Origin of the sequence: Nitrosomonas sp., assembly GCF_021731985.1 — a bacterium.
Lineage (GTDB): Bacteria > Pseudomonadota > Gammaproteobacteria > Burkholderiales > Nitrosomonadaceae > Nitrosomonas.
On sequence record NZ_JAKFWH010000080.1, the window covers coordinates 1 to 22871 of the forward strand.

22 protein-coding genes are annotated in these 22871 nt (G+C 46.0%); 13 read left to right on the forward strand and 9 right to left on the reverse strand.

From position 1 onward, the window contains the following. Positions 1-259 precede the first annotated feature (259 nt). Both QZ942_RS11875 and QZ942_RS11880 read left to right on the forward strand, forming a co-directional pair. Positions 260-790, forward strand: a complete 531-nt coding sequence (locus QZ942_RS11875; protein WP_292995842.1) for a transposase — start codon at positions 260-262, stop codon at positions 788-790. Beyond that, the gene (locus tag QZ942_RS11880) at positions 787-1035 is read left to right on the forward strand and encodes a hypothetical protein (RefSeq protein WP_292995844.1); all 249 of its coding nucleotides are present in this window, start codon (positions 787-789) and stop codon (positions 1033-1035) included. The genes QZ942_RS11875 and QZ942_RS11880 overlap by 4 nt, the downstream gene beginning before the upstream one ends. A 22-nt stretch (positions 1036-1057) precedes the next feature. On the opposite strand, the gene QZ942_RS11885 is transcribed toward QZ942_RS11880, so the two are convergent. From QZ942_RS11885 to QZ942_RS11910, 6 genes are all read right to left on the reverse strand, one after another. Then, a complete protein-coding gene (locus QZ942_RS11885; RefSeq protein ID WP_292995846.1) occupies positions 1058-1771 on the reverse strand; it encodes a carbonic anhydrase in 714 nt (237 codons plus the stop codon). A gap of 249 nt (positions 1772-2020) precedes the next feature. Next, a complete protein-coding gene (locus QZ942_RS11890) occupies positions 2021-5239 on the reverse strand; it encodes a CusA/CzcA family heavy metal efflux RND transporter (protein ID WP_292995848.1) in 3219 nt (1072 codons plus the stop codon). A gap of 27 nt (positions 5240-5266) precedes the next feature. Then, entirely contained in the window at positions 5267-6766 is a 1500-nt protein-coding gene (locus QZ942_RS11895; protein ID WP_292995850.1) for an efflux RND transporter periplasmic adaptor subunit, read from the reverse strand. 28 nt (positions 6767-6794) lie between these two features. Then, positions 6795-8225, reverse strand: coding sequence for a TolC family protein (locus QZ942_RS11900; protein ID WP_292995852.1), 1431 nt, complete (start codon positions 8223-8225; stop codon positions 6795-6797). 118 nt (positions 8226-8343) lie between these two features. Then, positions 8344-8718, reverse strand: coding sequence for a hypothetical protein (locus QZ942_RS11905; protein ID WP_292995854.1), 375 nt, complete (start codon positions 8716-8718; stop codon positions 8344-8346). Positions 8719-8819: 101 nt separating this feature from the next. Next, positions 8820-9416 carry a Maf family nucleotide pyrophosphatase gene (locus tag QZ942_RS11910; RefSeq protein WP_292995856.1) on the reverse strand — a complete coding sequence of 199 codons (597 nt, stop codon included), beginning with the start codon at positions 9414-9416 and terminating at the stop codon, positions 8820-8822. 67 nt (positions 9417-9483) lie between these two features. Here QZ942_RS11910 and QZ942_RS11915 point away from each other — a divergent pair, with 67 nt between their 5' ends. The 10 genes from QZ942_RS11915 (at position 9484) to QZ942_RS11960 (ending at position 19297) form a co-directional block, all read left to right on the forward strand. Beyond that, positions 9484-9999: a YceD family protein gene (locus QZ942_RS11915; RefSeq protein WP_292995858.1), complete on the forward strand. Its 516-nt coding sequence runs from the start codon at positions 9484-9486 to the stop codon at positions 9997-9999. A gap of 18 nt (positions 10000-10017) precedes the next feature. Beyond that, positions 10018-10197: a 50S ribosomal protein L32 gene (gene rpmF / locus QZ942_RS11920; RefSeq protein ID WP_013967086.1), complete on the forward strand. Its 180-nt coding sequence runs from the start codon at positions 10018-10020 to the stop codon at positions 10195-10197. A gap of 66 nt (positions 10198-10263) precedes the next feature. Then, positions 10264-11304 (forward strand): phosphate acyltransferase PlsX, encoded by a 1041-nt coding sequence (plsX, locus tag QZ942_RS11925; protein WP_292995860.1) that lies wholly within the window; start codon positions 10264-10266, stop codon positions 11302-11304. Further along, complete coding sequence (locus QZ942_RS11930) at positions 11304-12260, forward strand: beta-ketoacyl-ACP synthase III (RefSeq protein WP_292995862.1); 957 nt, start codon at positions 11304-11306, stop codon at positions 12258-12260. Before plsX ends, QZ942_RS11930 begins: the two co-directional genes overlap by 1 nt. A gap of 3 nt (positions 12261-12263) precedes the next feature. After that, positions 12264-13217 (forward strand): ACP S-malonyltransferase, encoded by a 954-nt coding sequence (gene fabD, locus QZ942_RS11935; protein WP_292995864.1) that lies wholly within the window; start codon positions 12264-12266, stop codon positions 13215-13217. 39 nt (positions 13218-13256) lie between these two features. Next, complete coding sequence (fabG, locus tag QZ942_RS11940) at positions 13257-14000, forward strand: 3-oxoacyl-ACP reductase FabG (protein WP_292995866.1); 744 nt, start codon at positions 13257-13259, stop codon at positions 13998-14000. Between the two features lie 118 nt (positions 14001-14118). Then, positions 14119-14355 (forward strand): acyl carrier protein, encoded by a 237-nt coding sequence (acpP, locus tag QZ942_RS11945; RefSeq protein ID WP_292995868.1) that lies wholly within the window; start codon positions 14119-14121, stop codon positions 14353-14355. 36 nt (positions 14356-14391) lie between these two features. Further along, complete coding sequence (gene fabF / locus QZ942_RS11950; RefSeq protein WP_292995870.1) at positions 14392-15633, forward strand: beta-ketoacyl-ACP synthase II; 1242 nt, start codon at positions 14392-14394, stop codon at positions 15631-15633. Between the two features lie 23 nt (positions 15634-15656). Then, positions 15657-16652, forward strand: coding sequence for an endolytic transglycosylase MltG (gene mltG, locus QZ942_RS11955; RefSeq protein ID WP_292995872.1), 996 nt, complete (start codon positions 15657-15659; stop codon positions 16650-16652). A 47-nt stretch (positions 16653-16699) separates the two neighbouring features. Beyond that, complete coding sequence (locus QZ942_RS11960; protein ID WP_292995874.1) at positions 16700-19297, forward strand: glycosyltransferase family 39 protein; 2598 nt, start codon at positions 16700-16702, stop codon at positions 19295-19297. A gap of 78 nt (positions 19298-19375) precedes the next feature. On the opposite strand, the gene QZ942_RS11965 is transcribed toward QZ942_RS11960, so the two are convergent. The 3 genes from QZ942_RS11965 to pgeF form a co-directional block, all read right to left on the reverse strand. After that, entirely contained in the window at positions 19376-19792 is a 417-nt protein-coding gene (locus QZ942_RS11965) for a DUF4019 domain-containing protein (RefSeq protein ID WP_292995876.1), read from the reverse strand. A gap of 49 nt (positions 19793-19841) precedes the next feature. Beyond that, a complete protein-coding gene (locus tag QZ942_RS11970; RefSeq protein WP_292995878.1) occupies positions 19842-20651 on the reverse strand; it encodes a ZIP family metal transporter in 810 nt (269 codons plus the stop codon). A gap of 72 nt (positions 20652-20723) precedes the next feature. Then, the gene (gene pgeF, locus QZ942_RS11975) at positions 20724-21470 is read right to left on the reverse strand and encodes a peptidoglycan editing factor PgeF (RefSeq protein WP_292995879.1); all 747 of its coding nucleotides are present in this window, start codon (positions 21468-21470) and stop codon (positions 20724-20726) included. A gap of 232 nt (positions 21471-21702) precedes the next feature. Between pgeF and QZ942_RS11980 the strand changes: the two genes are divergently transcribed. Then, positions 21703-22863 carry an ankyrin repeat domain-containing protein gene (locus tag QZ942_RS11980; RefSeq protein WP_292995881.1) on the forward strand — a complete coding sequence of 387 codons (1161 nt, stop codon included), beginning with the start codon at positions 21703-21705 and terminating at the stop codon, positions 22861-22863. The last annotated feature ends 8 nt before the right edge of the window (positions 22864-22871 follow it).

The window sequence follows — 22871 nt, forward strand, 5'->3', positions numbered from 1 at the left end:
ATGCAATCTCCTGACAAAAGTCAGAAGTTTGGCGCAAGTTGAAATCGATTACAGAAAAATATGTCATTTAGTAATGGTCGTTCAACGAGTTATCATGCGACAATTCTCGAATCTCCGGACACTACTGATTCATCCTATTAAAGATGCTTTGACTATCGTGTTTGATTTGTAGGCGAAATAGAAGAAGCTCGGTAGGATGTGCCGACCGCAAGGAGGCGCATCAATCAAGAAATAGTTTTAAAACAGGAAAACACACGGAATGACAGAATACCGACGTGCCTACGTTCCCGGAGGTTCTTGGTTTTTTACGGTCAATCTTGCCGAACGCAAGACCAATCGGCTATTAGTCGAGAAAATCGACTTACTACGTAACGCATTTGAATACACCAAACAGCGCTACCCTTTTCGCATGGATGCCGTCGTTATTTTGCCGGATCACTTACACTGTATCTGGACGCTACCACAGATCGATGCAGATTTTTCAACCCGATGGAATATGTTGAAAGGTTATTTTTCCCGTCACATAGCAAAAGGAGAAAGAATTTCTACCAGTCGGAAATCTCGCCGGGAAAGAGGAATATGGCAACGTCGATTCTGGGAGCATCTTTTACGTGACCAAAATGATTTTAACCGGCATGTCGATTATATTCATTGGAATCCTGTTAAACATGGCTGGGCAAAAAGAGTAAGTGATTGGCCTCACTCCAGCTTTCATCGTTATGTTGAACAAGGCGTCTATCCTGAGAATTGGGGAAATCATGAAGACTATGATATCGAGGGGCTTGAATGATACGTTTGATGCGCCTCCTTGCGGTCGGCACATCCTACCGAGCTGATACGTCTGCCGCATGGATTAATAGCATCTTCCTGGTTATGAACCTGCTCATCTTGGTGCGGGTTTTTATTTGCCTGAGGAATCTTGCTGCCAAAATAGCATTTTGGGTGACAAAAGAGTGCATGCCCAGAGAAATTCCGTTTACGCGTGCCTGCCAATTCATCTCAAACCGGAATTCTTACTTGGCAGTGCATATCTGATCGCTGAATTTCTGAGTAAGCTCTATTTAAAGTTAACTATTGACATTTTATGAATTTCAGTGAGTTCCGTTTCTCCGTTAACATTAATTAAGACAAGACGGCCACTGCCTTGAGAATAGTCATTGCGAAAATCATAAACACCTCCAATAATCGTCAAATGGCCTTCCTTAACTTCTTTGTCATATTTCTTTAAGGCAGTCGAAACCTGATGATTCACATTAGATTCAACACTTTCTTTAACCTGTGCGTGATCATCAGATTTATTGCCAATAACCTTGATCGTATCCAATTCACGCCAAATCGAAGGTTCAAGATGTGCAGGCTTTGACATGGCCGCTTCAACTGCTCCGCAAGATGAGTGTCCTATAATAAATAAAACGGGAGTATGTAGATGACGGACACCATACTCAATGGATCCTTCAGCTGTTGAGACTTGATTGCCAATGTTACGGACTAAAAAAAGATCTCCGTCAGGATGAATATCAAGCGCATGGGTGTGCAATCGGGAATCAGCACAAGTTACCATCGTCGCAATAGGCTTTTGTCCATGGATAAGTTGAGCGAAATAATCCGATGGCAATTTCTTAACAAATTCATCATTTGATTCAATCACATGCCTAACAATTTCTCTCACCTGGTCTTTTTCACTTTTGTGAACTGATGCTGGGGATACCGCCATTAAGTTGCTGATATTAAACAGTAATAAAATTAGAACGACTAAGCTTAATTTTTGCATTTTGATGCTAGCTCCTATTGATTGATATGTAATTTGTGTCTTTTGTGTGTTGTCAACGCATTTTTGACAGATGCTAATCTGAATTAGCTCCAAAAAAACATCGAAAAATCATTTTGTTATAGAAAAAAATAGACAGATTAAAATAAATTTCAGTCATAGCATCACTCCTTTTCTTGGAAAAGGAACTACAGCTGAAATGCCCTACTTTATAAAGCTGAGTATCGCTCCGCTGAACTGGCGACGCTGTCATTAACCTTGCAACTTTTTCACTTCAGGGTCTACTGATGTATTTTTGTTCAAGGTATCCCGTCCATGCATGATTCGATACAACACCGGCAGCACCAGCAGCGTTAACGCCGTCGACGATAAAATCCCGCCAATCACCACCGTCGCTAGGGGCCGCTGCACTTCCGCGCCGGTGCCGGTGGCGAGTGCCATCGGCAGAAATCCAATCGATGCCACTAAGGCTGTCATCAGTACCGGGCGCAATCGAGTCAACGCACCGGTTTGAATCGCATCATCCAAAGATAATCCTTCTTTTTCTCTCAACCCGCGGATAAATGCCAGCATCACCAAACCGTTCAGAACCGCTACGCCGGATAGCGCGATAAATCCAACCCCGGCTGAAATGGACAATGGAATATCGCGCAGCCATAACGCAAATATGCCGCCGGTCAAAGCAAAAGGAACACCGGTGAACATGAGCAGTCCATCACGCATATTGCCGAACATCGTGTACAACAGTATAAAAATCAATCCGAGTGCCAGTGGAATGACGATCTGCAGTCGGTGCGCTGCGGAAATCATTTGTTCAAACTGGCCGCCCCAAGTTGTCCAGTACCCCAGTGGAATCGGTACTTTTTTGGCGATCAGTTGTTCGGCTTCATGGACAAACGAACCCAGATCACGGCCGCGCACATTGGCGGTAATCACGATCCGGCGCTTTCCATTTTCCCGGCTGACTTGATTGGGGCCCTGAGTGATCTCGAAATTAGCGACCTCTCCCAAAGTGACAAAAACCGGCACAGCCGGCTGGGCCGCTGGTGCAGCTTGTAGCGCATTGGCGGCCATAGCCACGCTTTGCATCGGAACGCTGATAGGCAGACGTTTCAGCGCTTCAATATCGGCCCGCAAATGCTCCGGCAAGCGGATTTGCAAATCGAAGCGCCGGTCGCCTTCAAAAATCATCCCGGTGCTTCTACCGCCCACGGACATGGCGACGACATCTTGCACATCACGGCCATTCAGGCCATAGCGCGCCATTTTTGCGCGATCCATCTGGATGGAAAGCACCGGTAAACCGGTAATTTGTTCCGTTCGCACATCCGCAGCACCGGGAACGGTTTTAAGCTGCTTTTCTATGGCTTCGCCTAACGCCAGCAAGGTATCCATATCATCGCCAAATACTTTGACGGCGACATCGGCACGCACACCGGAAAGCAGTTCATTGAAACGCATTTGTATCGGCTGGGTGAATTCATAGTTATTCCCTGGAACCTTACGCACCGCCTGTTCCATCGCGGCAATGAGCTCTGCTTTGGTGTGATGGGCACCGGTCCATTCGGATTGCGGTTTCAGGATGATAAAAATATCCGCGACACTCGGCGGCATCGGGTCGGTGGCAATCTCGGCGGTGCCGATTTTGGAGAATACGCGATCGACTTCCGGGAATGTCTTAATCGTTTCCTCCAGCTCATTTTGCATTTCAATCGCCGTCGTCAGACTGGTGCCCGGAATACGGATGGCATGCAACGCGATATCGCCTTCGTTCAAGCTGGGGACAAACTCGCTGCCGACGCGCGTCGTCAGCAAACCCGACAAGATGACAACGACGATCGCAATGGTAACCGTGAGTTCGCGGTTGTTCATCGTTGCCTTCAATACCGGCACATAGGCTTTTCTAGCCCATACCATCACCGGACTCTCTGTTTCTTTTACTTTACCGGACAAGAAGAATGCAATCGCTGCCGGAACAAAGGTCAGGGAGAGAATCATCGCGCCAATTAACGCAGTCACCACCGTGAGTGCCATCGGATGGAACATTTTTCCTTCCACCCCGGTCAAGGCAAAAATGGGTAAGTAGACGATAATAATGATCAATTCACCGTAGATCAGCACTCGTCGCGCTTCCTTGGAAGCATCAAACACCAGTTCGAGACGTTCAGTAAGCGTCAATTCCCGTCCCAGTCGCATTTGTTCATGCGCCAGCCGGCGGATACTGTTTTCGACAATGACAATGGCGCCATCCACGATAATGCCAAAATCAATCGCTCCCAAACTCATCAGGTTGGCGCTGACGTGATTGGTCACCATGCCGGTGAACGTAAACAGCATCGACAGCGGAATCACAAACGCCGCAATCAGTGCCGCGCGCATGTTGCCGAGAAACAGCAGCAAGACCACAATCACCAGTGCCGCGCCTTCCAACAGATTTTTCGCCACCGTATGAATGGTTTTATCCACCAAAGTGGTACGGTCATAGACCGGTGTTGTCACAATGCCTTCCGGCAAATTACGATTAATTTCCTCTAATTTCTTGGCCGCGGCCTGAGCGACGAGCCGGCTATTTTCTCCAATCAGCATATGCACCGTTCCCAGTACAACTTCTTTGCCGTTCTGCGTCGCGGCGCCGGTACGTAACTCCTTGCCGATCAAAATATCCGCGATATCCTTGACGCGAATCGGCGTGCCCTGCCTGGAACCCAGGATAATGTTACCGATTTCATTCAGATTTGCGATTTGCCCCGGTACGCGAACCAGATACTGTTCCCCGCTTTTTTCAATATAACCGGCCCCTAAATTCAGATTGTTACGTTCCAAAGCAGTTACCAGATCGGCTAATCCCAACCCGAAAGAAATCATTTTCTCCGGGTACGGCACCACATGAAACTGTTTAACATAGCCGCCCACCGTGTTGATTTCTGTCACACCTTTGACCATACGCAACTGCGGCCGGATGACCCAATCCTGTATTTCACGCAAATCGGTGGTTGTATATTCCGAGCCGTCCGGTTTTTTTGCACCCGGCTTGGCATCGACAGTCCACATGAAAATTTCACCCAGGCCGGTGGAAATCGGCCCCATCATCGGCTCAATGCCGATGGGTAACCGGCCTTTCGCCTCCTGGATGCGTTGACTGACCTGCTGGCGGGCAAAATAAACATCGGTTCCGTCTTTGAAAATCACCGTGACCTGCGACAGGCCATAGCGTGAAATCGAGCGGGTATAGTCGAGATGGGGCAAACCCGCCATGATGGTTTCGATCGGAAACGTGATGCGTTGCTCCGCCTCAATCGGTGAATAACCCGGCGCGTTGGTATTGATTTGAACCTGCACATTGGTGATATCAGGCACCGCATCAATGGGCAATTTCTGATAGCTGTAGGCACCAATGATTGCCATCATCAACACGGCCATCAGTACAATGGCGCGCTGATAAATGGATATATGTAGAATGCGTTCGAACATGATGGTCGCCTCGATTAGATCATCGGTTTAATGGTCGTGACTTGCGCCTGCTTTACCCAATTCAGCCTTGATGGCAAAACTGTTACCGCCAGCGTATTGTTCTCCGGGAGTCAACCCCTTCAGCACCTCAACCATCTCGCCATCATTACGGCCTAACTCCAAAGGACGAACCTCGAAATACTGATCATAACGGCCAAATACCACTGACCAATCGCGCAGCGTTTGAATAGCAGCGACCGAAACAGCCACAGGAACCAGAATTTCTTCCGCCACCAATTCGGCATTTACAAACATACCGGGGCGCCATTGACCTTCTTGATTATCCAATTCGACCCGCGCTGTTGCGGTACGGGTTTGCCCGCCGATTAACGTCGAAATATAAGTAATGATCCCTTCACTTTCCACATCGTACGCAGTCGCTTTCACTGCTACTTTCTGCCCCTCCCTAACCACATTCAGATCTTTTGGATAAACCGTAATCGCCGTCCACACAGTGGAGACATCCGCGACAGTATAAATTTCCCGGTCTTCTTTAATTGCTTCACCCAATGCAATGGCTTTGGCAATAATGATTCCGGAAATGGGAGAACGTATTTCATAACGCGAAATAGTTGTCTTTGAATGATTGGATTCAGGTTGCACACCCAGTGCAATCAGCTTCGTAGCAGCCAACTCCAATGCAATCTCCGCTTCATTCCATAACTCTTGCGCCAATAGAAACTCCTGCTTCGCACTAATCTTTTCTTCCCATAATTGTTTCTCGCGCTCGTAGGTAGCCCTTGTCAATCCCAGCCGCTTCTTGGCAACGTAATATTGACTGCGTAAATCCGCCAGCATCGGACTTTCGAGAACCGCCAGCACCTCGCCTTTTTTCACGTGCTGCCCATGATGGCCTTGAACGGCAGTCACCATGCCAGCAACCCGCGGCACTACCCGCACTATGGTATGTTCATTGAATGTCACTTCACCCGGCAGTTTGAGTTTTGGCTTGATGATGGCTGGCCCGGCCGTCAAAAGCACAACGCCCATGCTTTTCAGCATCTCATCCGGAATTTCCACCCGCCCCTCGATCTGGCTGTAACTCCAGCGCATTACTTTGCCATTGCGTTCAGCTGCAATGGCAATATCAAATGAGTGCGGCTCTTCCACTACCTGGCCTCCCAGCAGATAATCCGCTTCGGGAGCAAATTTGAACAATTGTGCGGGCACTCCCAGCCGGGATAATGTAATTGCGACATTGGCAGCAGTTGGCGGCAACAACTTACCCTTTTCATACAGATAGATCCGGAACTGCGGCGGCACGCCTTTCTCGAAGATAGTCAGTTCTACGCTAAAGTCATTATCGGTGAATAACTTACCACCTCTTGGTCCAACACCCGGTTGGTTTCCATCTAATTTTTCATTGGTATTGATGCCCGCCGCTTCTTCTGGCACTGCAGAAGGTTTATCCAGTGTTAGAATCAATCCACCCACTACAATCCCTATGGCAATCACAATCAGAATTGGCATCCATCGCGCTTTATTCATAATTTAATCCTTAATCTTTTTCCTGCCACTAGGGTTGGCGTATGTTAATTTCATGATTCGGCTTGACGCTATCGATAGGTCCTGCAATCAGGCGCTCGATGTCATTCACCAGGCGCTGATAGTTTGCCAATGCACGTACATAGAGAAGCTGGTTCTGGAATAGAATACGTTGCGCATCTAACATCTCCAGCAAACCAAATTTACCCAATTCATAGCCCCTGCGCATCACATGAAAGGCACTCTTAGCGCCGGGCAATACCTCGTCACGCAATATATTAATTTCATTCCATACTGCTGACATCATTTCATAAGACTGCGTGAGCTCAGTTTTCAACCGTAATTCCATCGCGGCTTGCTCATCGACGGCTTTGTCCACGCGTTGATAAGCATCTTTGATATTTCCTTGATTACGATCGAATAATGGTAATGGCACCATCACGCTAGCCACAGCCGTGTTACCACCCAGTTGTGCATGATGCACAACGCCTGCGTTAATGGTGAGGTTAGGGATGCGGCGAGTTTGCTCTACTTCCAGCAATGCTTTACGTTGTTCAATATTCTTAATCGCACGTAGTGCCATTGGGTTATCTAATACACGCTCTTCTAGCATTTGGAAACTAGGAGGGGGAATCAATATTTCAAGATTCCCCAAGGCTTTATTGAATTGCGGAGAGGCGCTATCCCATAACAATGCCAGTCGTCTACGCGCTGATATTAAATCCCGTTGCGCTTGTTCATATTCAATACGCGTAGTCGATAGCCCCACCTTGACCCTGGTTTCTTCGATAGGTGCCACTTTCCCGCCTTGCACACGTTCGGTCACACTATTAACCACGTTTTGTGCAACTTGCCGGGTTTCTTCAGCAAGCCTGAGCCGCTCTTGCGCAGCGAGCACTTCCGTATACACATTGGCCACTCTGGCAATAATTTCTACACGCCGGATTTCATAATCCTTGGCGGCCAGATCTTCACCCAGTAGCGCAGCGTTAACCCGAGCCGCGCGTTTCCCCCCCAGTTCAATTAATTGCCCGATCCGGATGGTCGTGAGCTGCTGAACTACTTCCTGCGCTACTGAATCCGCTGAATTGAGATCACCACGAAGCTTTTGTATGTTTCCGATATTCTCAACGTTTACCGACAGTTCCGGATTCCTCAGTAAACCAGCCTGCAATGTTGCCCCTTCCAACGCACGCATTTCTTTGGAGAAGGCCGCCAATTCCGGATTTTGAAGTAGCGCAAGATTAATTGCGTCACGTAAAGTGAGATCATTTTTATCATCGCTATTTACCGCGCCAGCCGGATAATCATTTTTCCCGCTAGACAGTTTGTTAAAAGAATCAGCTCTGGCGTCCTTTATCTGAGCTGAGAAACCCAGTAATAGAATAGAACCCAGCAGCATGACCCTTAATTTTGGTGCTCCCAAATAGCGTAACGCTATCAACAGGCCGCTCAATTTCATAGACATCCTCCGCATTGCTTAAGCCTACCAAAACAGGTTATTCGCCTAGCTTGAATTGCCCTGTCTTTGCGATGCAATGGATCGAAGAAACGATCCAAAAACAACACAATTTAATAATTTAGCTTAAAGAGATGTCTCGAGGAGGACGAAGCGGGAGATCGGGAATTGTTTCAGGAATAATGGCGGAAATGAATACAGTTAATGCTTCTGTGACGATCTGATCTGGTATCAGAGGAAAAGAATTAAAGAAAAAAGGTTGATACTGCCCCGCCGAATGCAGACATAAATGCGTTGCCGCATCAAGATCAGCGCCGTCTCTAGCTACATTGTTCCGGTGCAACTCCAGATGTGTCGCGGGATCAGAAGACAGCGCCTGGCGGATATGATCCAGCTCGTGCGCAAATACTTCACCTCTGAAGGATAAACTCAGTCCATTCGTCAATATGCTGAGAATCAGCATAAAGATGACAGGATTAGTAGAGTATTTCCGCATAGGAACCTGATTTATAATAAGTGAAAGTTTCACTCAATGTATAATGATTTCACATTATTAACATATTTGCAATTCAAAAGCTTCTGTAACAAATTCTATCTTCAAATGACTTCCATTCCTTCTTGCGTCAGCATGTCGACCAAAGCAATGAGCGGCAATCCAATCAGTCCGTTCGGATCATCTCCGGTCATCTGCTCAATCAGTGCAATGCCAAGCCCTTCAGATTTTGCACTACCCGCACAATGGTAAGGTTGTTCTTTAAGCAGATAATTTTCAATTTGTTGATCACTGAATTGCCGGAATTTTACATGATAAGGAATAACACGCATTTGCAGCCGATCTGTAAAACTGTTCAGGAGACATAAAGCTGTGTAAAAAACAACTTCCTTACCACGGACTCGCCTGAGCTGTTCGGTTGCATTGGTGTGGTTCAGCGGTTTCCCAAGGCGAAAATCTCCCAATGCCGCCACTTGATCTGAGCCTATAATCAGGGCCTGTGGGTGAATTTTAGCAACTGCGCGTGCTTTGGCTTCAGCCAATCGTGCGGCAGTTTCTTCGGGCAATTCATTGGGTAACGGTGTTTCATTAATTTGAGGACTGGTTGTTTCAAATGGAATTTGCAGACGTTGAAGCAATTCCTTGCGATAAATCGAGCTTGATCCCAATATTACTTTCGGGGTAATGTTTTGTGTTTTCAAAATTTCCTTCTGATTTTTCTTCTGATTTTTTGACACTTAAGAGTAAAAAATATAACATGCGCGCCTTATGTCTGTAAGCTTTGTGATAGACCCTTTAGATTTTGTACAGAATACGGGCATACATCATGGTAAAATCCCGGTGGATGCGCTTGTGCGTTTGCATGATTTTCTGTTTGACAAAGAAGGGGAGCTAATCTACCAAATCAGTGGTCAGTTTGACAAGCATGAAAAACCCGGCCTGCATTTGGAGATTAAAGGTAAAATACATCTTATCTGCCAGCGTTGTCTAGGAAAATTAGTGCATACAGTTGATTTGCAGACATTCTTGGTACTGGCGAAGACTGAAGCGGAACTGGATCAAGCTGACGAAGACGATAGCGCCGATGCGATTTTATCAACACCTAGTATGGACGTAGTCAGTTTAATTGAGGACGAGATCATTCTCAGTTTACCGATTTCATCATGTCACACAGAGGGTGAATGCAGCGCACAGGAATTAGAATCGATCAAAGATAGCCTGACCAGCAAAACACAATCAGCCCATCCTTTTGCAGCATTATTGGCATTAAAAAAAACAAATTGAGTTTAAGGAGTTATTCACATGGCAGTCCAGCAAAATAAAAAATCCCCTTCGAAACGCGGCATGCATCGTTCGCATGATTTTCTGACTAATCCGCCTTTAGCTGTTGAATCAAGTACTGGAGAAATTCATTTACGTCACCATATCAGTCCGAATGGATACTATCGTGGCAAGAAAGTTGTTAAAACCAAAAACGATTAAACATCATATCTATTGCTACAAGCCGTATTAAATATATAGTTTCTCCCAGTCACAAGAGCATTGAAATTGGATATTACTGTAGCAATAGACTGTATGGGGGGTGATCATGGCCCCCATGTAACAGTTCCATCAGCGGTCGAATATTTGCGCAGCGATCCTGAAGCCAATATTATTCTAGTCGGCATCCCTGATGCTATTGCAGCAGAGTTACGCGCCGCTAAATCTGAATTTGGTCCGAGAATTCGATTACATCCAGCGAGTGAAGTTGTCAGCATGGATGAATCCCCTGCAGTCGCCCTGCGAAGCAAGAAAGACTCTTCAATGCGCGTTTCCATTAATCTCGTTAAAACGGGTGAAGCACAAGCTTGTATCAGTGCTGGGAATACCGGCGCATTGCTAGCAACTTCCCGGTTTGTATTAAAAACAATTCCAGGGGTTGACCGCCCGGCACTTGCCGTCATATTACCCACTATTACCGGTCACACTTACGTATTGGATTTGGGTGCCAACGTCGACTGCACAGCTGAACACTTGTTTCAGTTTGGCCTCATGGGCGCTTCGCTGGTATCCTCTGTAGAAAATAAAGCATCTCCAAGTGTTGGTTTGCTCAATATTGGTGAAGAGGAAATCAAGGGCAATGAGATAGTTAAACAAGCAGCTGAGTTACTACGCAATAGCGGGCTTAATTTTTATGGTAATGTTGAAGGCACGGATATTTACAAGGGAACCACTGATGTCGTGGTTTGTGATGGATTTGTTGGCAATATCACCCTAAAAACTTCAGAAGGTCTGGCACAAATGTTGGCAACTTACCTGCGCGAAGAGTTCAGGCGCAATTTGCTCACCAAACTGGCTGGTGTCATTGCAATGCCGGTTATCAATTCCTTTAAACGCCGCGTCGACCATCGCCGCTACAATGGCGCCAGTTTCCTGGGCTTACGCGGCATTGTGATTAAAAGTCATGGTTCTGCAGATAAATATGCATTTGGTTTTGCCATAAAACGCGCCGCTGAAGAAGTACGTGGCGGGATGTTGCGACATATTAGTGAGCGGGTAGCCGAGTTTTCCCGGCATTCTCAGATCTCTTCAAAAGAAATTATAAAATAATGTATTCAAGAATCACTGGAACAGGTAGTTATTTACCGGAAAAAATTCTCACCAACCTTGATCTGGAACGCATGGTGGACACCAGTGACGAATGGATACGAACGCGCACAGGCATTACACAGCGGCATATTGCCAGCGAGGATCAGGTAGCCAGCGATTTGGCATTCTACGCGTGCCAGAATGCCATGAAAGCTGCTGGTGTAACCAATAAAGATATCGATCTCATCATTGTCGCCACCACGACCCCGGACATGATTTTTCCAAGTACTGCCTGTATTCTGCAAAATAAACTGGGGATAGAAAATTGCCCGGCATTTGATGTCCAAGCCGTCTGCAGTGGCTTTGTTTATGCGTTGGCGACCGCCGACATGTTTGTGAGTTCTGGCAAGTGCCGGAATGCTTTAGTGGTCGGCAGCGAAATCTATTCTAAAATACTCGACTGGAACGATCGTAGCACCTGTGTTTTATTTGGTGATGGCGCTGGTGCAGTAGTGCTTTCGCAAAGCGATCAACCGGGCATTTTATCCACCCACCTCCACGCCAATGGCAGCTATAGTAATATCTTATCAGCGCCAGGCTGCATCAGCGGTGGGAAAGTACAAGGCACGCCCTACATCAACATGGAAGGCAATACCGTTTTTAAATTCGCCGTCAAAGTTCTGGAAGAAGTGGTGCAAGAGGCTGTATCCAAAAATAACTTACAGACTACGGATATTGATTGGTTGATTCCTCATCAAGCAAATATTCGAATCATTCAATCAACGGCAAAGAAACTGGGATTGCCCATGGATAAAGTGGTGGTAGCTGTAGACAAACATGGCAACACTTCTGCGGCTTCCATTCCTCTCGCGCTCGACATGGCGGTACGTGACGGACGCATCCAGTCCGATCAACTGATCCTACTGGAAGGTGTTGGCGGTGGATTTACATGGGGAGCAGTATTACTGCGCTGGTGATTTATGAAATTTGCATTTGTATTTCCAGGTCAAGGATCGCAATCCGTTGGAATGATGAATGGGTATACGGATTTACCCATCGTTCAGGAAACCTTTCAGGAAGCATCCGACATCCTCAAGCAGGACTTCTGGTCTATGGTGAATAATGGACCGGCGGATAACCTCAACCTCACCATCAATACACAACCGCTCATGTTAACTGCAGGAGTGGCTGTGTATCGCGCATGGACTAGTTTAGAAGGCGGCAAACCGGCATTCCTGGCCGGACATAGCCTGGGCGAATACACAGCATTGGTCGCAGCCGAAGCGCTGAGTTTTGCTGATGCATTATCACTGGTGCGCTTCCGCGCGCAAGCTATGCAACAGGCTGTACCGGAAGGTGTGGGTGGAATGGCGGCTATTCTCGGATTAGATGACGAAATTGTTGAAACAATATGTCATGACATCACAAACCAAGGGAAAGAAGAATCTCTTGAACCGGCCAATTTTAATTCACCGGGTCAGATAGTAATTGCCGGGCACAAGAATGCAATCCTGCAAGGAATTGAAATGGCTAAATCAAAAGGGGCAAAACGTGCAATCATGTTGCCCATGAGCATCCCTTCGCATTGCTCACTGATGAGACCAGCAGCCGAAAGTATGCAACAGCAGCTAGAGCAAGTAATGCTGCACCCTCCTAAAATCCCAATTCTGCATAACGCCGATGTAAAACCACATTCCGATACCGCAGGTATTAAGAAAATTTTGGTTCAACAGCTTATCAGCTCTGTACGCTGGGTAGATACAATTCGAGCATTTGCCGCTGCCGGTATAACCCATGTCGTCGAATGCGGGCCGGGAAAGGTATTAGCCGGGCTAAACAAACGCATCGATCAAAATTTACAGCAGCTGTCACTGGCAAACAGTGAAACAATCAAACAAGCTGTTAATGATTTAAGGATAATATGGCGACAATGAACATTTGCTACGAACAGTCATGGCTCTATTCATGAGGGTATGATTTTGGAAAATAAAATAACTTTAGTAACAGGCGCCAGCCGGGGAATTGGACAAGCGATCGCGCTTAAGCTCGGTCAGCTGGGTGCAGTAGTGATTGGTACAGCGACCACTGAAAGCGGTGCAAACACGATTAATCAATATTTGGAGAAAGCCGGCATCAAAGGCATAGGTATCACTCTGAATGTGAATGATACCGAGCAAATTAACAATACGATTCAAATCATTCGCGAAAAATTTGGTGAAGTGGAAATTTTGGTCAATAATGCCGGGGTCACGCGCGATAACCTGTTAGTGCGCATGAAAGATGAAGAATGGGATGAAATTATAGAAACTGATTTAAAATCAGTGTTCCGGTTAAGTCGCGCAGTCCTCCGTGCCATGATGAAAGCCCGTTACGGCCGCATCATTAATATTTCCTCTGTTGTCGGCGCAATGGGAAATATGGGACAAACAAACTATGCTGCCGCCAAAGCAGGCATATTTGGTTTTAGTAAATCATTGGCACGTGAAGTTGGCAGTCGCAATATTACTGTAAACTGTGTTGCTCCTGGTTTTATTGACACGGACATGACACGCGCACTGGCTGATGAACTTCAACAAAACTTAATTCAGCATGTTCCTTTGGGAAGATTAGGTCGCCCTGAAGAAGTCGCTTCTGCAGTAGCATTTTTAGCTTCGTCTGCAGCGGGTTATATCACAGGCACCACACTCCATGTCAACGGCGGGATGTATATGGACTAAATCACAAGCCATTGAAGAATCAGAACTGCGCAATTAGCAGTTATATGTTTCAGTTTTGCTAGCATTGAAAATTTGCTAGAATAGATACATTTATCTTACCCAAGAAGGAAATACTTAGATGGAAAATATTGAACTGCGTATTAGAAAGATTGTAGCTGAGCAACTTGGCGTGAATGAAGCAGAAGTCAAAAATGAATCATCTTTTGTTAATGATCTGGGAGCAGATTCACTCGACACGGTCGAACTGGTAATGGCATTAGAGGAAGAATTCGAATGCGAGATTCCAGATGAACAAGCTGAGAAAATAAATACCGTCCAGGAAGCGATTGACTACGTCACTGCCAATACTAATTAGTATTGTGTTTTTTAAGTACATGTAAGCGGAGTTATTTTGTCCAAACGTAAGGTAGTAGTTACCGGATTGGGTATTGTGTCGCCTGTTGGAAACACGGTATCAAGCGCATGGGAGAATATCATCTCAGGAAAATCCGGTATTACTCGGATAACCCGTTTTGATGCATCCAATTTTACTTCACAAATCGCTGGTGAAGTAAAAGATTTTGATATTCAACAATACTTATCCGCCAAAGAAGCACGTCGCATGGATACCTTCATCCATTATGGCATGGCTGCAGGAATTCAAGCTGTTAAAGATGCTGGCATAGATGATGTTGGACAGCTTAATCCAGAACAAATCGGCGTTAATATCGGTTCAGGCATCGGCGGTTTGCCTATGATTGAGAATACAGATACGGCTTACCATGCGGGCGGGCCACGTAAAATATCGCCTTTCTTTATTCCCAGCACCATCATTAACATGATCGCAGGTAACTTATCCATCATGTTCGGTTATAAAGGTCCTAACATAGCGATTGTGACCGCCTGTACCACAGCCACACACAGTATTGGCAACTCGGCCCGCATGATTGAATATGGCGATGCCGATATCATGGTATGCGGCGGTGCCGAATCCTGTGTAACACCGCTTGCCATCGGCGGGTTTGCTGCTGCAAGAGCCTTATCAGTACATAATTCTGATCCGGAATCTGCGAGCCGCCCATGGGATATCGATCGTGATGGCTTTGTGCTGGGTGAAGGTGCCGGAGTTTTGGTACTGGAAGAATTAGAACACGCCAAACGCCGGGGAGCAAAAATTTATGCGGAATTAGCTGGCTTTGGCATGAGTGCTGACGCATATCATATGACAGCGCCTAGCGATGATGGTGAAGGCGCAGCACGCTGCATGTCTAACGCCCTTAAGAATGCAAGCATTAATACCACAGAAGTTGATTACATTAACGCACATGGCACATCCACCCCATTGGGTGATATCGCTGAAACAATTGCTGTTAAGCGTTGTTTCGGTGACTATGCGAGCAAACTTGCCGTCAATTCGACAAAATCAATGACAGGACATTTACTCGGTGCTGCCGGTGGTGTAGAAGCAATTTTCTCTGTATTGGCAATACATCATCAAATTGCCCCACCCACAATCAACCTCGTCAATCAAGATCCGCAATGTGATCTGGATTATATTCCCAATACAGCAAGAGCTATGCGCATCAAGGTTGCACTATCGAATTCCTTCGGGTTTGGGGGAACTAACGGAACGCTTGTTTTCCGTAGCGTATAAAAAACTTTACCTTTTTGTGGCGCATGCCTACGCTAAAACGCCTTCTAATTTCGATCGTTTCTATCGCCATCCTACTAATGGGATGGCTTTATCTTCATGTTCATTCAAGTATTTCGCTTCCTGCTACACCCTATGAGTTCTCAATCCGTTCTGGTAATAATCTAAAACAAGTTTCGCAACAACTGGCCGATGCGGGTGTTTTTCCCAGTAAATGGCCATTGATACTATTAGCACGTTATCTGAATCAGGAATCAGCAATCAGAGCCGGCGACTATCAACTGAATGAAAATATCACTCAAATAGCGCTATTAGATTATCTGACCAAGGGTGATGCAAAGCAGAATGAAATAAGATTTCTTGAAGGTTCCACTTTTGCGCAAATGCGCAAAGTATTAAACGAACACCCTGCCATACAGAGCCATACAGCCAGCCTGAGTGATCAGGAAATACTACAGTTAATCGGCGCAACTGAAACAGCTGCTGAAGGATTATTTTTCCCGGATACTTATTATTTTATTAAAAATAGCAGTGATATAGAAATTCTGCAGCGTGCCTATCAAACTATGCAAAATCATTTACAATCCAACTGGTCGTCACGCGCCGAATCTTTACCATTAGCCACACCTTATGAAGCACTCATTCTAGCCTCATTAGTAGAGAAAGAAACCGGCCTGGAAAGTGATCGCACTACGATAGCCAGTGTGTTTATTAACCGGTTGCGTAAGGGTATGCGGTTGCAAACAGATCCCACCATTATCTATGGTTTGGGTGAGCAATTTGATGGAAACCTGCGCAAAAAAGACCTGCTAGCCGATCAGGAATACAATACCTATACGCGCCCAGGCTTGCCGCCCACTCCTATTGCGCTACCCAGTCTAGCTTCCATCCGTGCAGCACTTAATCCGGCTGAAACCGATGCACTCTATTTTGTCGCAAAAGGTAATGGAGAATCTCAATTTTCTAGTAATCTGGCGGACCATAATAAAGCGGTCAATAAATACCAAAAACTAAAAAAATAGAATCATGCCGCCAATAATCAAGTATCAATCTTAATCTGTGGAGCTACATGACCCAATTTTCAATCATAGTACCCACACTGAATGAATCCGAGAATATTGATTTACTCTTATCCCGCATATTTGCGCTGAATTTTGCACCGGGTAGTTTTGAAGTCATTTTTGTTGATGATGGTTCCACGGATGGCACCCCCGACAAGGTGCGCGCCTGGAAAAATAGATCAAACGTGCATCTCATCGAACGGCGGGAGAAACCGGATCTGACCGCATCGATACTGGCAGGAGCCGCTGCAGCGCAAAGCGATGTCATTGTGGTCATGGATGCAGATCTCAGCCATCCGCCCGAACGCTTACCGGCTGTCGTCACGCCCATACTGAACAACACCCATGACGTAGCCATTGGCAGCCGCTATATTGCCGGTGGCAGTACTGAGAATTGGCCACTGTACCGGCAATTACTGTCACGTGTTGGTGGCTGGATAGCGCGCCCGATTTGTGATGTAAATGACGCCACGTCCGGTTTCTTTGCATTCCGTCGCGAACTGACTGGAAGTATTTCAAATAATGCACATGGCTACAAAATTCTGCTCGAGCTACTCATGGCTAATCAGGGAAAGCTTCGTGTCATCGAAGTGCCTATTTGTTTCCATGATCGCACGCATGGCACTTCCAAATTGTCTTTTTCTCATCAGCAAGCTTATATACAACGCCTGATCACACTAGCCGGAGGCACAGCCACACTCAATACGGCTGGCCGCTTTGCTGCAGTGGGATTGCTGGGTGTTTTAATTGACGCGATCATTTTCCAATGGATGATCAATCGTGGCGCTGGGCTTGCTCTAGCCCACTTTGTAAGTTTCTTTGTCGCTGCAACGGTGAACTATACCCTTAATTCAAAATGGGCGTTCCGTGAACACCACACAGGCTATCTGCAATGGCATCAATTTGGCCGTTTCCTGACTGTGGGCGCATTCGCGTTATTGCTGCGCGGAGGTGTATTAGCTTTACTCGTTTATATCTGGCACGTACCACCCCTATTGGCAATTTTTCCGGCGATCATCGCTACTGCGGCCGTAAACTACTTAGGTTCCGCTTTTTATGTTTTTCCCAATAAAGAAAACCCGCCATCTCTTGAAATACGCTGGCGCACAGCAGCGATTGGTATCGTCATATTTATCATATTACTGCGTTTAGTTTATTTTGGTCTGGCACAACTTATCCCAGATGAAGCGTATTACTGGCAATATGCGCAACACATGGATCTGAGCTTTTATGATCATCCTCCCATGGTGGCTTGGTTAATCTGGTTCGGCACATCGCTCCTAGGACACAATGAATTTGGCGTGCGCATCGGTGCCCTACTCAGTGGCTTTGTGGCCATGGGCTATCTATACGCACTGGCGCAAAACCTATACAACAAATCCACCGCAATGCGCACCGTATTATTGTTGTCTATATTGCCAATGGGATTCGCTTCCGGCCTACTGATGACACCTGATGCCCCATTAGTCGCAACTTGGGCCGCCACACTGTATTACATGGAACGTGCGTTATTAGCCGGTCAACGTACGGCTTGGTTGGGTATGGGAATCGCTTTCGGTCTGGGATTACTATCCAAATACTCACTGGGATTATTGGGTATTGCAGCGTTGGTATTTGTCATGGTAGACCCAACAGCACGCCGCTGGATGAAACGTCCTCATCCATACCTAGCCGCGTTATTGGCAGTGTTACTCTTTTCACCGGCCATCATCTGGAACTACGAGAATAATTGGGCATCCTTCGCTTTTCAGTCGAATCGCGTGTTGGCGGACAGCTATAAATTCTCAGTACATTATTTGATTGCCCACATTATCATCCTGCTAACACCAGTCGGCTTTCTTGCAGCCGCATTGGCCTTATTTACAATCAAAAAACCTGAGGCGCATCAACTTGAGCGCAGGCGTCAATTATTCGTACAAGTTTTCGCCGGCGTCCCATTATTCATTTGTTTTGCACTCAGTACTTTTGATGCGCCGCGCTTTCACTGGACTGGCCCAATTTGGCTTGCAATATTGCCAACAATTGCCTGGATGATTGGTCAGACCGACCAGCTAAGCGCATTGGCCAAACGCATCCAGACAACTTGGCGAGTAACCATTATTACATGCATCTTCGCTTATGCGTTTGTACTGCACTACGTAGTACTGGGAATTCCAGGCATTCCTTACCATCTATTCACTGAACATTATTTCTGGCGAGAAACGGCTGCTGAAATTACACAGATAGCCGAAGAAGTCAAAAATCAAACCGGTAAAGAACCCATTATTGTCGGTATGAGCAAATGGTCTGTTGCCAGCGCGCTATATTTTTACACCCATGGTAGCGCACCGTTAGATATCCGCTCACGCAACATGTTTGGTGATAGTGGTGCCATGTATGAATTCTGGTTTCCTTCTCAAGCACCCACTGACCAGCCCATCATCCAGGTTGGCATGAAACGCCGTCATTTAGAAAAAATCCGAGGGGGCACAGACGTTAAACAGATGCTTGATCAACCTGGCGCCATTGAATATCGTGTCATTGAACGTTATGGCACACCGGTGCGCCGCGTCTATTACCGGGTTTCTCAGGGATTTAAAGGGGCTAATCTGTCTGCGATTCCTTAAGCATCAATACAGAAAGATCCATCTGGCACACAACTTGTGATAAAAATTAAGAATACTAAATCTTGGTATTTTTAATTTTTACTTGATCGAGTATTCCGCAACTTGCCATGTTTCATTTTGTGTCTTTGCCAGCGTTACCGTCTCAAATGCCAATCCTTTTTCCGGAAAAGTTGTGTAAAACTGGAGCACAACATATTCCCCATCCGGAAATCCCGATAATGATTTTCCAGAAGCGGCCGTCGCAATATACCTGGCACTCATTGTGCCACGTGACGCCCTGATTACTGTGATTGATTTGATCCACTCAGACTCGGATGTTTTCAACTTAAATAGCGCGGATGAGATCTCCCAGCTTTCTTTATATTTCCCGCCATCAATCAACCCAAGCCAGGAACGTGCGCTGCTTTCTACTTTTTCGAGAAAATTGCTCTCTTGCGCATAAACAACATTCGTACAGAAAAGCAACAGTAATAACACAATTAATCGTTTTGTCATTGAAACTCCTTATCAAAAAAGCTCCTCATTTTGCAATCACTACACGCGCCTAGTCATGCGGAAAAATATTCCCTATCAGCCAGATAGTGGAAATTCCTAATAATATTAATGCGACTTGCTGGATAGTTGCATTAATCTCCGGGCGTTTATGTAAGCTTGGAATCAAATCAGACATCGCCACATAAATCATGCTGGCTGATGCAAGCCCTAATAGCGGCTGTATCAAAAAATTCATCTTGTACAACATGAAATAGGCCAATACACCACCAACCAAGGTCGCCAAGCTGGATAACAAATTCATCAGAAATGCCATGCGGCGCGTGTAACCGGAATTCAAAAGGATTATGAAATCCCCTGCTTCCTGAGGAATTTCATGGGCGATAATAGCGATGGATGTCACAATACCCAGCTGCACATCCACCATGAAAGCAGCAGCAATCAAAATACCGTCGACAAAATTATGAAAGGTATCACCCACAATAACCATCATTCCGCTACGCCCGTGATCATGCTCGTGCTGAATAGTGGTGGTTGTTGCTACTACTGCAGAACCATGCAATGGATCATGCGCTTCGCAATCCTCGATATGGCAATGACGCCACAATACTAATTTTTCCAGAATGAAAAAGATCAAAATCCCAATTAACACAGTGACAGTCACCTGCATCGGGTTCTCAGAAAGCTCAAATGCTTCAGGCAAAGTATTGAGAAAAGCGGCCCCCAATAATGCGCCAATCGCATAAGAAACCAGTATGGAAAGCCACGACATCCGCATATTGAATGCCAATACTGCTGCACACAATAAGCTTAATATTCCTCCAAGTAAGCTGGCAACAATAATCCAGGTAAGCGTTGACATAAAGTTAATTGAAAAACAAAGGCGGGATTATACGCTGTTGCAAAGCAATAAATTAACAAGTTAAAGCCGCATTTATTCGAGCCAGATTAAGGCAGCCATCCGCCCGGTTTCACCATCCCGGCGATAAGAAAAGAAACGCTCAGGATCACTGAATGTACAAATTCCTCCGCCATAAATCTCTGTAATACCCATACTTGTCAATCGCTGACGAGCTAGCAAAAAAATATCCGCCAGCCACTTCTTTTCATGGCTACTGTGCTTAGGCACAAAAGCTTGCACCGCCTGCGCATTTTGCTGCACGAAAGCTTCGTAAACATCTACGCCGACTTCAAAGTGATCGGGGCCAATAGCCGGCCCCAGCCATACCATCAGTTTGCTGTGATCCACTGCCATTGCCGCAATCGATTGTTCGATGATACCTCCAGCCAGTCCACGCCAGCCTGCGTGCACGATACCCACCGTGGCGCCTGCTGCGTCACACAAGAATACCGGCAAACAATCGGCAATCATGACAGCACAAACCGTACCTTGTTGACGGCAAAGCGCAGCATCGCCCTCCGGAGTTACCGCTGTCGTTTGATCAATCCAGATCGGCAACGTACCATGCACCTGTTTCAACCAGCTCGGTTCCCCTGGTAAATGGCGGCGCAATAAAGCCCGGTTACACTCAACATCCACCAGATTATCATTAACATGCGCACCCAAATTCAAAGAAGCATAAGCACCATTTGTACCACGGCTCACACCGCCATTGCGGGTTGTAAAAAGCGCTTTCACATTGCCGGGTGCCGGCCAATCAGGGATTATCCAATCATTCATAGGTGTCTAATTTTTAGAAAAAGTATTTCCTATTAATCACAAATTAATTAAACCTTGAATCCAGCATTTCTAGGTTAAAATATCGGGCTTGAGGTTTTCTTCCGGATGCAGACTTGTTCAAATCAATTCTCAATTCATCCCTGACTTCATAAAATTGCAAAGTGAATCATGAGCGATCCAACAAACAGACTCCAAGAATTGATAACAAAAAGGCCAGATATAGGTATAACAGATGAATGATATAAAACACTTAATTAATTATACGCGTACATTTTTATTTTTTACGGTAGCTGCTGCAGTATTGTTAATTTCTGCTGCCAGTGCTTTTGCCAATGACGAAGAAGAGTTTATCAAAGCTGCATTTGCAGGCAAACCGGAAACAATCAAGCAACTACTGGAAAAGGGTATTAATGTTAATTATCAGAATGACAAGGGGTTTAGCGCACTCATCATTGCTTCACAATATGGACATGCGGATATCGTCAATCTGTTGCTGGAAGATAAAGCCGATGTTGGTCTGCAAAATGCCGGTGGAGCCACAGCCCTGATTATCGCCGCAAAAAATGGTTATGCCGATGTTGTCAATGCATTATTGAGTAAAGGCGCCAAGGTTAATGTACAGACTACGGATGGTATTACAGCCCTCATGCTTGCGACACAAAAAGGACATGAAAGTATCGTGGATGCGCTGTTGGCAAAAGACGCCAATGTCAATTTGCAAACCAAAGAGAAACTGACCGCCTTAATAATTGCTGCATTGGATGGCAGAGCAAGCATCGTCGACAAGCTATTGGCAAGAAATGCAAAAATTGATGTCCAAGCCTCTGACAATACTACCGCACTGTATATGGCTGCCAGAAACGGGCACACGGCGATCGTCGAAACATTATTGGCCAAGAATGCGCCTGTTAATCTGTTAGCTGCTAACGATACCACGCCACTCTATATCGCCGCACAAAATGGACATACCGATGTTGTCAATGCGCTGCTGGAAAAGGGCGCCAAAGTAGATTTGAAAGATAAGAATGACGCGACAGCACTGACCCTCGCTGCTCTGATAGGCAATACTGAAATTGTCGATGCATTGATTAAACATGGTGCCAAAGTGGATCACAAGGCTTCCAATGGTTTTACAGCACTCATTCTGGCGGCGCAGAACGGACATACGCCAGTCATAGAAAAATTACTGGAAAATGGCGCTAAAATTGATCTGCAAAATGAAGATGGCATTACACCGCTGATGTGGGCTGCTTTACATGATCATACCGATGCAGTGAAACTGTTGCTGGCAAAAGGTGCAGACCCCAAAATTAAAAGCAAAACAGAAAAAACCGCACTCGAAATTGCCAAAGATCCAGCTATTATTGAATTACTGCAAGCAGCAACACAATAGCCATCTAT